This is a genomic window from Flavobacterium sp. WC2421 (assembly GCF_040822115.1).
In the GTDB taxonomy this organism is placed as follows: domain Bacteria; phylum Bacteroidota; class Bacteroidia; order Flavobacteriales; family Flavobacteriaceae; genus Flavobacterium.
Genome location: NZ_CP162004.1, coordinates 3,106,762 through 3,122,859 on the forward strand (window position 1 = coordinate 3,106,762; position 16,098 = coordinate 3,122,859).

Sequence of the window (16,098 nt, forward strand, 5' to 3'; positions counted from 1 at the left end):
TTTCACAAAAAAATTAAAACAATGACTATTTACCGAAGTTTTATTTACTCAGTACTGATTTTACTTAATAATTTGCTTGCTATATAGTTTGCTACCCCATCTTCATGGTTTGTATTAATTACTTCTAAATGAGATAATTTATTTTTCAAACTATCAGGCGCATTACCCATTAGTAGCCCTTTAGCAGTAGACTCTAACATTTTTTCATCATTGTATCCGTCACCAAAAGATATAGTTTCATGAAATTCTAACTTTTCAATTTCCAAAATTTTTGCAATAGCGACACTTTTATCAACAGATTTGTCCATAAATTCAAGACAAAGTGGCAAACTGAAAGCGTGACTAAAAAGATCCGAATGGTCAACCAAAATTTGATCTCGCAATTCCATCAATTTAGAATGCCTTTCATGCGTGAAAAATATTTTAATAGCACTAAAATCTTCAATAGTATTAAAATCTACCAATTCCGGTAAATAATTTAATTTAGTTTGAAAACTATTCAGCTTTTCATTATGTTTATTGGTTTGCCATACATTTTCTTTAAATAAAACAGTCGTAATTTCTGAATCGATTTTTAAAGATAATATGGATTTTATAGACTCACTATCGATGTCGATAGAAAATAGAAGTTCCTTTTTAGGAGAATGGATTCTTGCTCCATTGGAAGTAACTAAGTAAACTGGAAATCCCAACGTTTCAACTATAGGCAGCGCATCTAGATGATGACGACCTGTTGCTACAATTATTAAATAATTTTGATTGTATAATTCCCTAAAAACTGTTTTAGTATATTCTGATATTTTATGATCTTGATTCAGTAATGTTCCATCTAAGTCACTGATTACTACTTTTATATTATTATCTATTTTCATTATCCTAATTGATCTATTTATGGCACAAATTTATTCTAATTCAAACAAAATACAAAACAAAACAATAGGGCACCTGATGAAAATAACATCAAATTAACCTATTTAACATAAAGTAAGAAGTTTAAATAATAATCATTATTTAAAAACTGACTGCCTAATAATTCTACCAAATAATCGATATCCAATATTTGATCGAAGTATACTCAGGAAATTAGCATCGAAACCAATGGTATGTCTTTTAAAGTTATTTGATGGGTTTTCGGCAATTTTTAATATTTCTTTTATAATCTGAGGTTTTAAATCTTTGTTTTTCTTGGTCTTATTTTCTAAAATTTTTCCAATTTTATTCATTAAATAATTATAAGAAGGTAAGGAAGAGCAATCTGATTTGGTCACATTTTTTTGAAAATTAGAAGGAGTATTTCCAAATTGTACTGTAGCAACACTTACATTAAAATCAATTAATTCATAAGCCATACATTCTGAAAAACTTTCTACCGCATGTTTAGTAGAATGATAAAAACTACCCAAAGGTAAATTTACTAAACCTGCTATTGAAGTAATATTTATAAAATGCCCTTTTTTCTGGACTCTAAATAAAGGAATAAAAGACCTGCACACCTTTACAACTCCCAAATAATTCACATCAACAATATGATTAATCATTGAATCTTCAGATAACTCCACAAAACTCCTATACCCTACTCCTGCATTATTAATTACTACATCAATAGTCTTATATTCATCAATAATTTTTTCATACGCATTCTCAATACTGGAGCTACAAGTAACATCCAATAAAAAACAATTTATATTTTTTATATCTTGAAGCTCTTTTCCTTGTTCTAAGCAAATCATTGTTGCAATAACATTCCAACCATTTTCAGCAAAATGCAACGCAATTTCTTTACCTATACCACCTGAAGCACCAGTTATGACAACATTTTTCAATTCTATTTTCTTTAATTATTATACATTCTTTATTAAATATAAGATCAAAAAATTGATACTCTATTTAATAAATACGACCCCTATTTGGGGTCGTAAAAGTCTGTTATATGCCTTTTTATGGCAAATTTTTAATCTATATTCTCAGTATACTTATAAGCATCAATTACCTTTTTCACTAACCTATGTCTCACAATATCTTTATCATCAAGATATATAATTCCAATTCCTTCAATATCTTTTAATACTAATAATGCCTCTTTGAGCCCTGAAATAGTTCTCCGAGGTAAGTCAACTTGTCCTGGATCACCAGTCACCATGAATTTTGCACTTTTCCCCATACGGGTTAAGAACATTTTCATTTGTGAATGCGTTGTGTTTTGAGCTTCATCCAAAATTACAAAAGCATTATCCAGTGTTCTACCACGCATAAAAGCCAATGGTGCAATTTGAATAATTCCCTTCAAGATATAGTCTTCCAGTTTTTCATTGGGCAACATATCTCTTAAAGCATCATAAAGTGGTTGCATATACGGATCTAATTTTTCTTTCATGTCTCCTGGTAAAAAACCAAGATTTTCACCAGCTTCTACAGCGGGACGGGTTAGAATTATTCGCTTAACTTGTTTCTCTTTCAATGCTTTTACTGCCATCGCAACTCCCGTATAGGTTTTCCCAGTTCCAGCAGGACCTACAGCAAAAACCATATCGTTAGTATTAATGGTATCCACTAAAAGCTGTTGATTGGGAGTCATCGCTTTAATGATTTTACCTCCTACTCCATGAACTAGGATTTTATCATTAATAGCCATTTTTCGGTCATCTTGTGCATCACCCAAAATAACACGTTCTATAACATTGTTATCAATATTATTATAGCGGGTAAAATGCAACATTAAGCGTTGAAACCGTTTTTCGAACTCGTCTAAAATTTCTTTTTCTCCAAAAGCTTTCAAGGTGGTTCCTCGAGCTACGATTTTAAGTTTTGGATAATATTTTTTAATCATTTCAAGATGAGAGTCTTGAGCGCCCCAAAACTCTTTTGGTGCGATGTCTATGAGCTCGATTATTCTTTCGTTCAAAAGTTGTAGTTTTATATTAAAATTAATCAATCAATAAATCTAATCCGTTTTGGTTTTAAACCTTTGTAATATTTGCTTTAATAATTAGAATTTGTTTTTCTTTTTTGCTTTTTTGAATTTACTATTATTAGCTTTGCATTTCTCAAATTTAATGAAAATTAGTTTTAGATTACACCAATAGTTATAAACAAAATTATGTCAATAATTACCCTTACTACCGATTACGGCTTGAAAGACCACTTTGTTGGTGCGTTAAAAGGGAAGATTTTATCTGAATACTCTGATGCTACAATTATTGATATTTCACATCATATTGACGCATTCAACACTGTTGAAGCAAGTTACATAATTGGCGCAGCCTTTTCCAGTTTCCCAAAAGGGACTGTTCACCTGATAGGAGTGGATATGGAATTAAATAAAGAGAACCTCCATATTGTAATGCAATGGAATGATTCTTTTTTTATTGCTGCCGATAATGGAATTTTAAGCATGCTTTCGCAAAAAATTGTTCCTCAAAAAATAGTCGCCATCAACATTCATGATCGTTTACCAAGTGATGCTTCTGGTCTAGATGTTTTTGTAAAAGTGGCTTGTCATATTGCCAAAGGAGGGTTACTAAACGTAATTGGCAAAGAAATTAGTACCATAAAACAAATAACTGAATTAAAAGCAGTTGCTTCAGATGACAACAATTTATTGAAAGGACATGTGATTTATATTGACCATTTTGGAAATGTAATAACTAATATTTCCAAAAAGCAATTTCTAGAAGTGGCCAAAGGACGTCCCTATGAAATTATCATGAAAACGAAAAATATCAAAACCATTTTGCCTAATTATTCGGCAATTGCTAGTTCAGATAAATATCCAATTAAGAACTATGAAGGGGAAAAATTAGCCATATTCAACGAAGCTGGTTTCCTTGAAATTGCAATATTTAGAAGCAATCCTAATAAAGTGGGTTCGGCTAATAGTTTATTGGGACTCAATTATAGAGATGTAGTTTCTATTCAATTTAAAAATTAAGATTTTAATAAAATAGAAAAATCATCAATCGTTAATCCTAAATCAAAAATCTAAATGTTTGTACGAATAGTAAAATTGAGTTTTCACGAAGAAAAAATCCCTGCTTTTTTAGAAAATTTTGAATCCATAAAAGATAGAATTCGATCAGCACCAGGAAATAAACTATTGGAACTATATCAAGATAAAAATAATAAAAGCATCTTTTTTACGTACAGCTACTGGGAAACCGAAGCCGATTTAGAAAATTACAGAAACTCTGCCTTTTTTGATGAAGTTTGGACTTTTACCAAAAAACTATTCAATGATAAACCCGAAGCTTGGAGTGTCGATAAATTAGCTTCTTTGGTTTAAAGTTTAATGTTCGAAGTTGAGCAGCATTAAACCTTAAATCTTAAACTTTTTAAACAAAAAAAATGAAAGCAATATTATTACGAGAAATTAAATCCTTTTTTGGTTCGCCAATCGGTTATTTAGTAATCGCATTATTTCTAATTCTCAACGGATTATTTCTTTGGGTTTTTCAAGGTGATTATAATATCCTCAATACTGGATTTGCTGATATGAGTCCGTTTTTCACTCTATCTCCATGGATTTTAATATTCTTAATTCCTGCCGTTACCATGCGCAGTTTTTCGGATGAAAAGAAGCAAGGAACACTTGAATTATTACTTACTAAACCTTTGAGTATATGGGAAATTGTTAACGGAAAATTCTTTGGTGCCATGCTGCTTATTGTAATGGCTATTGTTCCAACAATTATCTATGTTTTTGTAATTTCTAGCTTAGGAATGCCCGAAGGAAATATTGATATGGGAAGTACTATTGGATCTTATTTTGGTTTATTATTTTTAATTGCAGCTTATTCCGCAATTGGAATATTTACTTCTACCCTATCCGATAATCAGATCGTCGCTTTTATTGTAGCCGTATTTTTATGCTTCTTTTTCTATTTTGGATTCGAAGGATTGGCATCAATTGTGCCTTCAGTTTCTACTTTAATTTCGGCAATAGGAATGCAAGATCATTTTAAAAGTATGGGCCGTGGTGTAATCGACACTAGAGATATTCTCTATTTTGTAAGCATCACTATTTTATTCCTTTCGTTTACTGTTTATAAACTAAAATCTTTTAAATTGTAATGGTACCAATTCAAAAAAGCAACTTAAAAACATTACTGATAACTATTGCCTTTTTATTGATTGCAAACGGAATCAGCATGCGATTTTTTCATCGTTTTGATTTAACTAAGGACAAAAGATATACCCTTTCTGAAACCTCTTTGAATATCATCAAGCAAGTACAAGAACCGCTTTCGATAAAGATATACATGCAAGGGGAATTGCCTGCTGAGTTCAAGCGATTGCAGCAAGAAACACAACAATTATTAGAAGAATTTCAAGCTTATAATAAAAATATTGTTTTCGAATTTGTCAATCCATTAGAAAATGAAGATTCGAGCATGGACAACATCAAAGAATTGTATCGAAAAGGATTGACACCAGTAAACATAACTGTTGACGACAAAGGGAAACAATCCCAAGCTATGGTATTTCCTTGGGCTATTGCTGTGTATAACAATAAGGAAGTCAACATCCCATTATTGAAAAATAAAATGGGCGCTACTACAACTGAAAAAGTTATTGGATCTGTACAACACCTAGAGTATTCTATTGCTGATGCCATTAATAAAATCACTACCGTTAAACAGAAAAAAATTGCGGTAATTAAAGGAAATGGAGAGTTGCAAGATATTTTAATGGCTAAATTTCTTTTGCAAATAAGAGAAAGTTACCACATTGGCCCATTTACATTGGATTCGGTTGCCAAAAGTCCGATACAAAGTTTAGAAGCTTTAGAAAAATATGATTTGGCTGTTATTGCAAAACCTACAGAAACCTTCTCAGACGCCGAAAAACAAGTTTTAGACCAGTATATTATTAACGGAGGTAAAACATTATGGCTTGTGGACCAAGTAGCGGTTGAAATGGACAGTTTGTACAATTCTGCTGGTGCTACTTTAGCTTATCCTAGAGAACTAAATCTAAATGATATGTTCTTTAAATACGGCTTTAGAATTAACCCAGATATTATAAAAGACGAACAAGGAAGTCCTATAAAATTGGCCACTGGTGAACAAGGAAGTGCTACACAGTATCAAGATTTCAACTGGAAATTTGCCCCATTAGTTTACCCAGAAAGTACCCATCCTATTGTAAAGAATTTAGGCGGAATAAAATTTGATTTTGCCAATCCTATTGATACTTTAAAAAATGGAATTAAGAAAACGGTGCTTCTAAAATCATCTCAATATTCCAAAAAAGTCGGTACTCCTGTCGAAGTTAATTTAGAAATTGTTGCTGAAGAAACGAGCCCGAATCATTATATCAAAACAGGGAATATTCCAATGGGAGTTTTACTTGAAGGTCAATTTCACTCGGTATTTGAAAACCGTGTTCTACCATTTGAGCAAAGCAATTTCAAAAAAGAAGGAAAAGCCAGCAAAATGATTGTGATTTCTGATGGAGATTTGATAAAAAACCAATTGGACAAAAATTTTCAACCCGTTGAATTGGGCTTTGATCAAAGATCTGGTAATTTGTATGACAACAAAGATTTCTTGTTAAATTGTGTCAATTATTTACTAGATGACACTGGACTTATTAACATTCGATCAAAGGATCTTGACCTTCCTTTATTAGACAAAGAAAAAGTATATGAAAACTATACTCAGACACAAATCATAACTATCGGGCTTCCAATCCTAATATTAACCCTTTTTGGACTTTTATTTACCTTTATTAGAAAAAGAAAATACAGTAAATAGATGTTAATAAAAAAGTTTCAATACTAGAATAGTTTACGATATATTTGTAAAATGTATTCTATTTTAGAATTTAAACTAAAAGAGAAACTCAAAAAATAAAATAAAACAGATGAAATTTATAGTATCGAGTTCGTACTTATTAAAACAGTTACAAGTTTTAGGTAGTGTTATCAATAGCAGTAATACTTTGCCAATTTTGGACAACTTCCTATTTGAATTAAACAATAATGAATTAACGGTTTCAGCCTCCGATTTAGAGACGACTATGTCTGCAAGTTTGGCGATTGATTCTACAAGTCAAGGAAGTGTTGCTGTACCTGCAAAGTTACTTTTGGAAATTCTTAAAACGTTTCCTGAGCAACCTTTAACTTTTACCGTTCAAGAGAATAGTACTATAGAAATAAGTTCAAATTCAGGAAAATATGCATTAGCATATGCTCCAGGTCAAGAATTTCCTAAAGCAGTAAATCTTGAAGAGCCTTCAGTGACTTTAGTTCCTGCTGATGTATTGGCAACCGCCATTAGCAAAACAATCTTTGCAGCAGGAAATGATGATTTACGCCCAGTAATGTCTGGAGTGTTTTTTCAATTTTCTCCGGAAGGTTTGACTTTTGTAGCAACAGATGCTCACAAACTGGTAAAATATGCTCGTACTGATGTAAAAGCATCACAAGTGGCTGATTTTATTATGCCAAAAAAACCTTTGACAATTTTAAAGAGCATTCTTTCCACATCTGATGCGGAAGTGAAAATTGAATACAATGATTCAAATGCTACTTTCTCATTCGACAACTATATTTTAATGTGTCGTTTAATAGATGGAAAATATCCAAACTATGAAGCGGTTATCCCAAAAGAGAATCCTAATAAATTAATGATTGACCGTTCTCAATTCTTGAGTTCTGTGCGTCGTGTGGCTATTTTCTCTAACAAAACAACACACCAAATTCGTTTAAAAATTGCTGGTGCTGAGTTGAATGTTTCAGCTGAAGATATTGATTACTCAAATAAAGCAGAAGAAAGATTGACATGTGATTACCAAGGTGACGATATGCAAATAGGATATAACTCTCGTTTCCTTACTGAAATGTTAACTAATCTACAATCAGACATGATTATGCTTGAAATGTCATTGCCTAATAGAGCTGGAATTCTTACTCCTGTTGATGGATTAGAAGAAGGGGAAACAGTAACTATGCTAGTAATGCCTGTAATGTTAAATAGTTAACATTAAACCTTGAAATTGTTGTATATTGATTTTTGAAATTGAAATATAATACTTATCATTGTGATTCAAAATACGCTATTAACCAAACCATTTTTATATTTAAAAAAACCGCTATTTCCTTTTGGGATATGCGGTTTTTTTTTGTGGTCAATATTTTAAGAGAAATATTTATTTTATTAAATAACTCCCATTTTTTTCATTAGAAAAGTAGCGCTTTTATTTTTACAAATTCCATCACGCAGTTTGTAATCAAAATGTAATTCATCATTCTGAATTTCAACTTCAAAACATTTATTGGTAAGTAGGTCCGGATATTCATTTGTTGTTAAGCAAACTTCGATATCATGGGTTGCAATAGCACCAATAGCTTTCTTAGCTATTACTTTCTTTACTACTTCTATAGTTCCATTTCGTTTATCATCTGAGTTGGTTCCTCTCAAAATCTCATCCAATAATACGAACGCAGGTTGCTCTTCTAAGGCGTCCATAATTTGCTTTAATCGTTTGATTTCGGCAAAAAAATACGATTCACTATCCGATAATGAGTCCGACAATCGCATGGAAACTAATATAGGTAATGGATGCACCGTAGCTTCGCTTGCGCAAACTACTGATCCCATTCCTGATAAAACCATATTGACGCCCAAACTTCTTAAAAAAGTACTTTTACCAGACATGTTAGAGCCTGTCAATATCATAAAGGATTCAGGCTGAAAACGTACCCCATTCCCCACTCTCGTTTTTTCATTTAGCAAAGGATGACTTAAATTTGAAAACGCTATTTTGAACTCAGAATTCAAATTTGGAAAAACAAAATCGGGATTATTATAGGAGAAATTACCCAAGCTACACAACATTTCAAATTCTCCGATCACTTCCAACCATTCTTCTAGCATAGCTGCATGCTCTTTTTTCCAACTCAATAATTTTTTTAATACATGAAGATTAAATAGAAAAGTTCCGTTGAACAATGATGCTGCCAACAAATTCCCAACAGTATCCATATTAGAAAACAATTCAGACAAAACTTTAAGATGATGACTTGCATTGTCAGCCTTAAACTTTAGTCTTTTTTGTAATTGCGTCAATTTTTTAGACTGAAATGATTCTTCTTCTATTTTTTTAAGTAATAAACTATATTGGCTAATGACTTTATCAATATCCTCAGCATTGGCAATTTCTATTTGGATTCGCTTAAAAAAATTACCTAAAATCGCTAAATTAACAAGAAAGATATAGGTCAAGAAGCTTAGTAAAATAACTTTAGAAGTTACTACATAAGCAATCAAAGTTCCTAAAAATAATACTGGAGTGACATATGATACTATACTAGCCCATTTAGGTAAAGGGGTTATTGGGAATTTGCTCCATTGTAGTAGTGCTTCATAACTTGATTTAGTATCCAGACTCATTTTGGCCAAAGCCAAAAAATCCTGACGCCAATCTAACTTTTCAGATAACTCATTAGTTGCTTCTTGATTGTCTAGAATTGTTTCATTAGTTGACAAAGTAAGTAACTGCTGTGCCAATGTTTTCTTTCCGATAAAAGTAACCGTTCTATTTAAATTTTGAAATAGAGAATGTTCTCCAAAAATATCTAAATCATACACATAAGGATGATGAAAATCATTAAATTCTTGTCCGTTTTCAAAAGGAAGCGCTTTGCTTTCCAAATAAGAAATCTCTTCTTGATTGATTTTTAAAAGCGCCTCGCTCTTTTTTCGTTCAAAAAGTAATTTCGAATGGAAACGCATTAATATAATAAAAGCGATAAAAAATACTGCCGCCAATCCTATAAAGAGAATAGTACTATTTTGCATATAAAAATAAAGAGAACCCAAAAAAAGCACAATACTGACTAATCTAAAAAAACTGATACTATTGTATTTTTTATTGATTGTCTTTAATTCTTCCGTAACACTTTTAACCTTTGATTTATATATTTTCATCTGACTTATTAATGAAAGACAAATATAAGATTCCCGATAGGAATACCTATCGCAACGGTTAGTTAAATTAAGAAAATAAGAGGCATTCCATCTAAAAAAAGAAAAGCAACCAAAACCAATACGGTTTCAGCTGCTGTTTCTTACTCAAAAAATATTTTGCTCCATTTCATTAGTAAATAGGTTCTAACGACAATGAATTATGTGCATTTTAAATTACTCCTCAATAGGAATGGCAAGGATTGGAACATCAAAATTATTAGCAAATTTCTTAGTCAAACTAGGATGAAATAATCCTTCAAAAAAGCTTCTTTTATAAGTTAACATTGTTAAAAGATCAATTTCTTTATATAAAATAAAGTCCAATATCGTTTCTTTCACTTCATCACTGGTAATAACAAAAAACTCGATAGGCTCATCTTCAAAGTCTTTTTCCCATTTTTTTACCGTTTCCCTAGTAACATCAGAATTTCCTGTTTTCACATAAAGGCATTTTACTTCAGCATCAGCCATTTTAGCAACCGAAAGTATTTTTTTTAATGCTTTTTTATCTTTAGGTCTAAATCGAGTAGTAAAACCAATCGTTTTTATTGGTTTGAATTTGGCATCAATCGGAATACTTAGTAAAGGAACATTAATATCAGTTAGCACATTTCCAGTATTTGTACCTGAAAAAAATGCTGACCAACCCGAAGCACCTTCCGTTCCCATTACTACATAATCAATTTTATCGTCCTTAATTGATTTTTTTATGTTATAGATTAAATCACCATCCATCAATCGATGTGTCATTTTTATTTTATCTAAATGATGTTCTTCGGCTATCGCTCTTAATTTGGGTATTTCGTCTTTAAACATATCGAACTGTGATAATTGCAATGATTCATAAATTATCATATAATTCTCTGGAAAAAACTGATTGTCAAATACAGGCAATTCAAATGTATGCAACAAAATGAGCTCACCTTGAACAATTTTCGCAAATTCTAAAGCATGAATAAAGGCATTTGTTGCTGTTTCAGAAAAATCGGTCGGGAAGAGGATACGTTTCATGTTATATAGCGTTAATTGTAATTCGTTATTCAAAGTTATACTTAAAGTTACGGTATTAATATGATAATTATCAGTAGTTTATTTTATTATTCCTTATTTTAAAAAAATACAAAATACAACTCTATAATTCTAATCACTGTGAATTGCTAAAATAGGAATGTCTAATTCCTGTTCTTCTTTTTTACCATAACTCGGAACAAACAACCCTTCAAAAAAACCTCTTTTATAAGTTAACATAGTCAGCACATCAATATTTTTTGTCGAAACAAAATCAATGACTGTTTCTTTTATGGCATCACTAAGCACAATATAAAAAGAGATCGGTTCTTTACGGTATTCTTTTTTCCATAAATCAATCGTTTCAAAAGAAACATCCGAAGTATTGGTTTTTACATATAGGCATTTTACTTTAGCATTTAGTTTCTTAGCAATTTCTAATACAGCTTGTAATGGCTTTTTATCTTTAGGCCTAAATCGTGTGGTAAAACCAATGTTTTTAATGGGACGGTATTTTGCTGACAAAGGCACACACAACATAGGAACTTCAACTCCAATAATTACAGAACCCGAATTTGAACCAACAAAAAAAGCATCCCAGCCAGTCATTCCAGAAGTTCCCATTACCACAAAGTCAATTTTATCTTCTTTGACTGCTTTTTTAATATTGCTAACCAAGTTGCCTTCCATTAATCGATGTGTCATTTTTATTTGATCCAAAGCAAGGGCTTGCGCCAATTTATGCATTTTAGGTACTTCCTCTTTAAATCGATCCAGTTCTGAAAATTCAATCGAATCATAAATCATTGAATAATTTTCATGAAAAAACTGTTCGTCAAAAGTCAATAATTCATAGGAATGCAATACAATAAGATCCGCTCCCACGGCATTGGAAAATTCCAATGCATGCACAAAAGCGTGAGTAGCGATTTCAGAAAAATCCGTTGGAAACAAGATACGTTTCATTATTACGACTATTTAAGGTAGGCTATTATAGTAAATTACATACTAAAGTTACAAATTAAATAGTTAAATATCAGTAAATTAAGTTGATTTTAACTTCTAAAAATCACTGTCATTTAAAAAAACGAATACTTCTACAGATTTACTACCTTTGCACCATATAATAAAAAATATGTTGTACAACGATTCCATAGTAGCACTGGCTACACCTTCAGGAGCGGGAGCCATAGCGGTAATCCGAATTTCCGGAAATGAAGCAATTACTATAGGTAACAGCGTTTTTAAGTCTATTAAAAACAAAGATTTACTCAAACAGAAAACACATACATTACATTTAGGACATATAGTAGATGATAATAAAACCTTAGACGAGGTTTTGGTATCTATCTTCAAAGGACCCAATTCTTATACAGGAGAGAATACCATAGAAATCTCCTGTCACGGTTCGACTTACATACAACAACAAATCATACAGTTATTGCTCCGCAAAGGATGTCGTATGGCCAATGCTGGTGAATTCACCCTTAGAGCCTTTCTAAACGGTAAACTTGATTTATCACAAGCCGAAGCCGTTGCTGATTTAATTTCGTCAGATAACGAAGCTTCTCACCAAATTGCAATGCAGCAAATGCGTGGTGGTTTCTCTAATGAAATTGCCAAATTAAGAGAGGAATTATTGAATTTTGCTTCGCTTATCGAATTAGAATTAGACTTTGCCGAAGAAGACGTAGAATTTGCAGATCGTACGCAGTTTCATGAATTATTGAACCGAATCGAATTTGTCCTGAAACGTCTTATTGATTCCTTCGCAGTGGGTAACGTTATCAAAAACGGAATTCCTGTGGCTATTGTTGGTGAACCTAATGTAGGAAAATCTACTTTGTTAAACGCATTATTGAATGAAGAACGCGCTATTGTATCTGAAATTGCTGGAACAACACGTGATACTATCGAAGACGAATTAGTTATTGGTGGCATTGGCTTCCGTTTTATTGATACAGCTGGAATTCGTGAAACTCAGGATGTAGTAGAAAGCATTGGAATCAAGAAAACATTTGAAAAAATAGAACAAGCCCAAGTGGTTTTATACTTGTTTGATAGTTTAAAATTTAAAGTTCAAAGTTCAGAATACATCATCGAAATTGAAAAAATAAAAAATCAGTTTCCTTTAAAACCATTGGTCGTTGTTATCAATAAACTGGATTTACTAACTGATCAAGAAATTACGACCATTCGCCTAGAACTTGAAACCTTAAACATTAAACTCATTTTCTTGAGTGCTAAAAATAATATAGGTGTTGATGAACTTAAAAATCAGTTACTCTCTTTTATCAATACAGGAGCTTTAAGAAATAATGAAACAATCGTTACTAATACAAGACATTACGATTCTTTACTTAAAGCATTAAATGAAATACAAAATGTAAAATACGGACTAGAAACAAATTTATCTAGCGATTTAATGGCACTTGATATTCGGGAAGCTTTGTACCATTTTGGGACAATTACTGGCCAAGTGACCAATGATGAATTGTTAGGTAATATATTTGCGAATTTCTGTATCGGTAAATAAAATCGCATTATTTAGCAAAATATCACGAAACACACTAAACCCTTTGTAAATCAAGGGCTTTAGTGTATTTTGGTGTTTTCTGAATTGGAAAAAAATCCCTTCTTCTAATACTAAAAAGGGACCCCATTTAAATATAGTCATTTTGAATTTTTGGAATTTAAAAAAGATATAATCATTCAATTCAAATGAAACATGCTTGATATACTTTCTATTATAAGTATACAAAACATGTACTTTCCCATCAGCTGTTTGAATTATGGCAGGATAGCTATATTCCCCTTTCTCTTGGTTTTCAAGATCAAATAATTTTTTCCAATGTACACCGTCTTTAGAATGTTCAACATCCAAAATATTACGACCATTAAACCAGTCTTTTCCTTGATACAAAGGATTATTGACCAATAGAAAAGACTTTTTAGAAATTGTTAATGCATCAATTCCTGAGTTTGAATTGACCACATTGATACTATCAGTACGTGTCCAGTTTTCCCCTTTATCACCAGACCAACTAGTTATTATTTTATTGCGTTTACTTCTAAACAACAGTTGAATTTTATTTTTTGAATGAATCAAAAATGTAGGCTGAATAATCTCAAAATCTTGCTTATTTTCAATTGAAATGGTACTCCATTCCCCTGTGGCTTCTACATATTTTTCAACATGTGCTCTCCATTCATTATTTATGGTACTTTCGGTACTGCTGCCACATAAAATAACACCTGGACTTGCTTCAATAGTTTATTTCTAATAGGACCTAAAATATTTTCTGGTAAATATTTAGGTTTGCTCCAAGTTAATCCCTGGTCATTAGAAGTTATCATTGCTCCAAACCATTCTCTTGGATTTTTTCCTACTCTATAGAACAAATACAGAGAGTTTCTTTTACTCTTGAACAAAACTGGATTCTAGCAAGGCAAAGTATCTTTTTCACGAATTAGCTCTTGGATCAAACATTTTGGACTAGACCACTTTTCATCTTTATAATTTGATACATAAATCCCTACATCTTTAGCTCCTTCATATTTTACTCCAAACCAAGCAGCTAGTAACACATTTGGTTTTAACTCCACAAGAGTAAAAGCATGACTATTTGTTGTTACCGGTTCTATAGCAATATATTGCTGCTTTATATGGGTCGCTGTTGGATTTTTTGGTACAGAGGTAACAACATATACCCAAGTATTAATAAAAGCAATGAGTATTTTAATTTTAAATGCATTACTTATTGTTTGGATTAAAAAATTATACAAATTATTTTATAAAATCGACATTCATCTTATCCGATTTCAATATTTTATCCCCAATGTATTTTCCAATTTGACTTCCTTGTAAAACCCCGTTTTCAATTGCATCTCTATAATGAATTCCTCCATATAATCTAGAAATAGCTGCTTCTTGTGAAGCCTGTAAAAATGATTTGAATTTTCTTTGGGACAAACCAAACTCTAATTCAGTAGTATCAGTAAATGAGAAATTAGTTCCCAAAATTTGTGTCAACACCGTTGCGGCAGCTGTCGAAATCACACTGTGGCCTGAGGTATATTCTGGAAATGGAGGTGTTTGTAAAACTGATTTCCAACGTTTATCAATCCATTTGTTGATAGCCGTTTCTGGCCTTATTCTATTGCTTCTGTATTTTTCGTCCCAACAACTTATAAAAGCATCAGACAAAGTAATTGCCACGCTGCAATGAATGAAGGCTGTTTGTGTCAAGCTAGTTCCTTTTTTCAAACAGGCAATTCCAGTAATTCCCATCCAATGTCCGCCTGGAGAAATTTTCTTTAGACCAAATTCAACATGCCCAATTTGATTTAAAATAAAAGGATTACAATCCCAAAAACTAGCAATAGCGCGTTGTTTTTTGGATAATTTATTTACAACTTTATAAACTTCATTCAATTGTATGTAAAAAGAAGAAGTCTTTGTTAAATCAAACGGCGCAGGTGGTGCTGGCTTAAATTGATCACATGACACTAGGTAAAAAGGTCTAATTTGAAACCAATTTGGCTCAATAGCCATCATATATCCAGGACCTGTAGGTTGCCAATATCCATCTCCTTCTGTAGGAGTATATTTCTTATAACTACTTAGTTTACTAAATCCATCCGCTTTTACATATTCCATCATTTGATTTACAACCAATTCTACCAGCTTAGCGGTGTATTCTACTTGTTCTTTAGAAATGCCTCTTTTTATAGCTAATTCCTTTAAAGAATTGGCTTCTGTTGCTAACAAATAGCCTGATGGTAAAAGTTTTTCAGCCATTTTGAATACCGTAAATACGGTCGCAAAAGAAGCATTACTTTTTGCGATAAGTTCATTTGGTACTTCAATTTTCTTAAATTGATTTATTGATGGTGCAAATGAATTTTTAGAATTATAAAATATTGAAGTAGCTTCATTTGAACCAAGAGTAACATACGAATAATATCTTGCTGCCGCGACAGGCGAGGTTACGTCATTTACCATTACATCTGTTACTTTTTTTAAAGCAGATACATAGTCATTTGAAGAGAACTCCTTATTTTGTGAAAAAGTTGTAGCTCCTACCAAAATGATGCTTAAAATGATATAGATTTTTTTCAT

Annotated in this window: 14 protein-coding genes and 1 pseudogene; 6 read left to right on the forward strand and 9 right to left on the reverse strand. The window is 31.8% G+C overall.

The window, feature by feature from the left end; translation table 11 throughout:
- Positions 1-44 precede the first annotated feature (44 nt).
- The 3 genes from AB3G33_RS13255 to AB3G33_RS13265 all read right to left on the reverse strand — a co-directional run bounded on the left by AB3G33_RS13255 (position 45) and on the right by AB3G33_RS13265 (position 2,902).
- The gene (locus tag AB3G33_RS13255; RefSeq protein WP_367770304.1) at positions 45-872 is read right to left on the reverse strand and encodes an HAD family hydrolase; all 828 of its coding nucleotides are present in this window, start codon (positions 870-872) and stop codon (positions 45-47) included.
- Positions 873-1,007: 135 nt separating this feature from the next.
- Complete coding sequence (locus tag AB3G33_RS13260; protein WP_367770306.1) at positions 1,008-1,823, reverse strand: SDR family NAD(P)-dependent oxidoreductase; 816 nt, start codon at positions 1,821-1,823, stop codon at positions 1,008-1,010.
- A 128-nt stretch (positions 1,824-1,951) separates the two neighbouring features.
- Positions 1,952-2,902 carry a PhoH family protein gene (locus tag AB3G33_RS13265; protein ID WP_367770309.1) on the reverse strand — a complete coding sequence of 317 codons (951 nt, stop codon included), beginning with the start codon at positions 2,900-2,902 and terminating at the stop codon, positions 1,952-1,954.
- 195 nt (positions 2,903-3,097) lie between these two features.
- Here AB3G33_RS13265 and AB3G33_RS13270 point away from each other — a divergent pair, with 195 nt between their 5' ends.
- The 5 genes from AB3G33_RS13270 (at position 3,098) to dnaN (ending at position 7,980) form a co-directional block, all read left to right on the forward strand.
- The gene (locus tag AB3G33_RS13270) at positions 3,098-3,928 is read left to right on the forward strand and encodes an S-adenosyl-l-methionine hydroxide adenosyltransferase family protein (RefSeq protein ID WP_367770312.1); all 831 of its coding nucleotides are present in this window, start codon (positions 3,098-3,100) and stop codon (positions 3,926-3,928) included.
- A gap of 54 nt (positions 3,929-3,982) precedes the next feature.
- The gene (locus AB3G33_RS13275; protein ID WP_367753450.1) at positions 3,983-4,279 is read left to right on the forward strand and encodes a putative quinol monooxygenase; all 297 of its coding nucleotides are present in this window, start codon (positions 3,983-3,985) and stop codon (positions 4,277-4,279) included.
- A gap of 62 nt (positions 4,280-4,341) precedes the next feature.
- Positions 4,342-5,067: a gliding motility-associated ABC transporter permease subunit GldF gene (gene gldF, locus AB3G33_RS13280; RefSeq protein ID WP_367770315.1), complete on the forward strand. Its 726-nt coding sequence runs from the start codon at positions 4,342-4,344 to the stop codon at positions 5,065-5,067.
- Entirely contained in the window at positions 5,067-6,752 is a 1,686-nt protein-coding gene (gene gldG / locus AB3G33_RS13285) for a gliding motility-associated ABC transporter substrate-binding protein GldG (RefSeq protein WP_367770318.1), read from the forward strand. The genes gldF and gldG overlap by 1 nt, the downstream gene beginning before the upstream one ends.
- Before the next feature lie 109 nt (positions 6,753-6,861).
- Positions 6,862-7,980, forward strand: a complete 1,119-nt coding sequence (gene dnaN / locus AB3G33_RS13290) for a DNA polymerase III subunit beta (protein ID WP_367770321.1) — start codon at positions 6,862-6,864, stop codon at positions 7,978-7,980.
- A gap of 176 nt (positions 7,981-8,156) precedes the next feature.
- Here the strand turns inward: dnaN and AB3G33_RS13295 are convergent, their stop codons facing one another.
- The 3 genes from AB3G33_RS13295 to AB3G33_RS13305 all read right to left on the reverse strand — a co-directional run bounded on the left by AB3G33_RS13295 (position 8,157) and on the right by AB3G33_RS13305 (position 11,942).
- Positions 8,157-9,929, reverse strand: coding sequence for a DNA mismatch repair protein (locus tag AB3G33_RS13295; RefSeq protein ID WP_367770324.1), 1,773 nt, complete (start codon positions 9,927-9,929; stop codon positions 8,157-8,159).
- Positions 9,930-10,142: 213 nt separating this feature from the next.
- On the reverse strand, positions 10,143-10,979 hold the full coding sequence (locus AB3G33_RS13300) for a universal stress protein (RefSeq protein WP_367770327.1): 837 nt from the start codon (positions 10,977-10,979) through the stop codon (positions 10,143-10,145).
- Positions 10,980-11,108: 129 nt separating this feature from the next.
- Complete coding sequence (locus AB3G33_RS13305) at positions 11,109-11,942, reverse strand: universal stress protein (protein WP_367770330.1); 834 nt, start codon at positions 11,940-11,942, stop codon at positions 11,109-11,111.
- 169 nt (positions 11,943-12,111) lie between these two features.
- On the opposite strand from AB3G33_RS13305, the gene mnmE reads away from it, so the two are divergent.
- Entirely contained in the window at positions 12,112-13,512 is a 1,401-nt protein-coding gene (gene mnmE, locus AB3G33_RS13310; RefSeq protein ID WP_367770333.1) for a tRNA uridine-5-carboxymethylaminomethyl(34) synthesis GTPase MnmE, read from the forward strand.
- Here the strand turns inward: mnmE and AB3G33_RS13315 are convergent.
- The 3 genes and pseudogenes from AB3G33_RS13315 to AB3G33_RS13325 all read right to left on the reverse strand — a co-directional run bounded on the left by AB3G33_RS13315 (position 13,474) and on the right by AB3G33_RS13325 (position 16,098).
- A complete protein-coding gene (locus AB3G33_RS13315) occupies positions 13,474-14,247 on the reverse strand; it encodes an exo-alpha-sialidase (protein WP_367774148.1) in 774 nt (257 codons plus the stop codon). The genes mnmE and AB3G33_RS13315 overlap by 39 nt on opposite strands.
- Positions 14,193-14,582 (reverse strand): annotated as a pseudogene (locus AB3G33_RS13320) (exo-alpha-sialidase). The gene AB3G33_RS13315 and the pseudogene AB3G33_RS13320 overlap by 55 nt, the downstream one beginning before the upstream one ends.
- 181 nt (positions 14,583-14,763) lie before the next feature.
- Positions 14,764-16,098: a vanadium-dependent haloperoxidase gene (locus AB3G33_RS13325; protein WP_367770336.1), complete on the reverse strand. Its 1,335-nt coding sequence runs from the start codon at positions 16,096-16,098 to the stop codon at positions 14,764-14,766.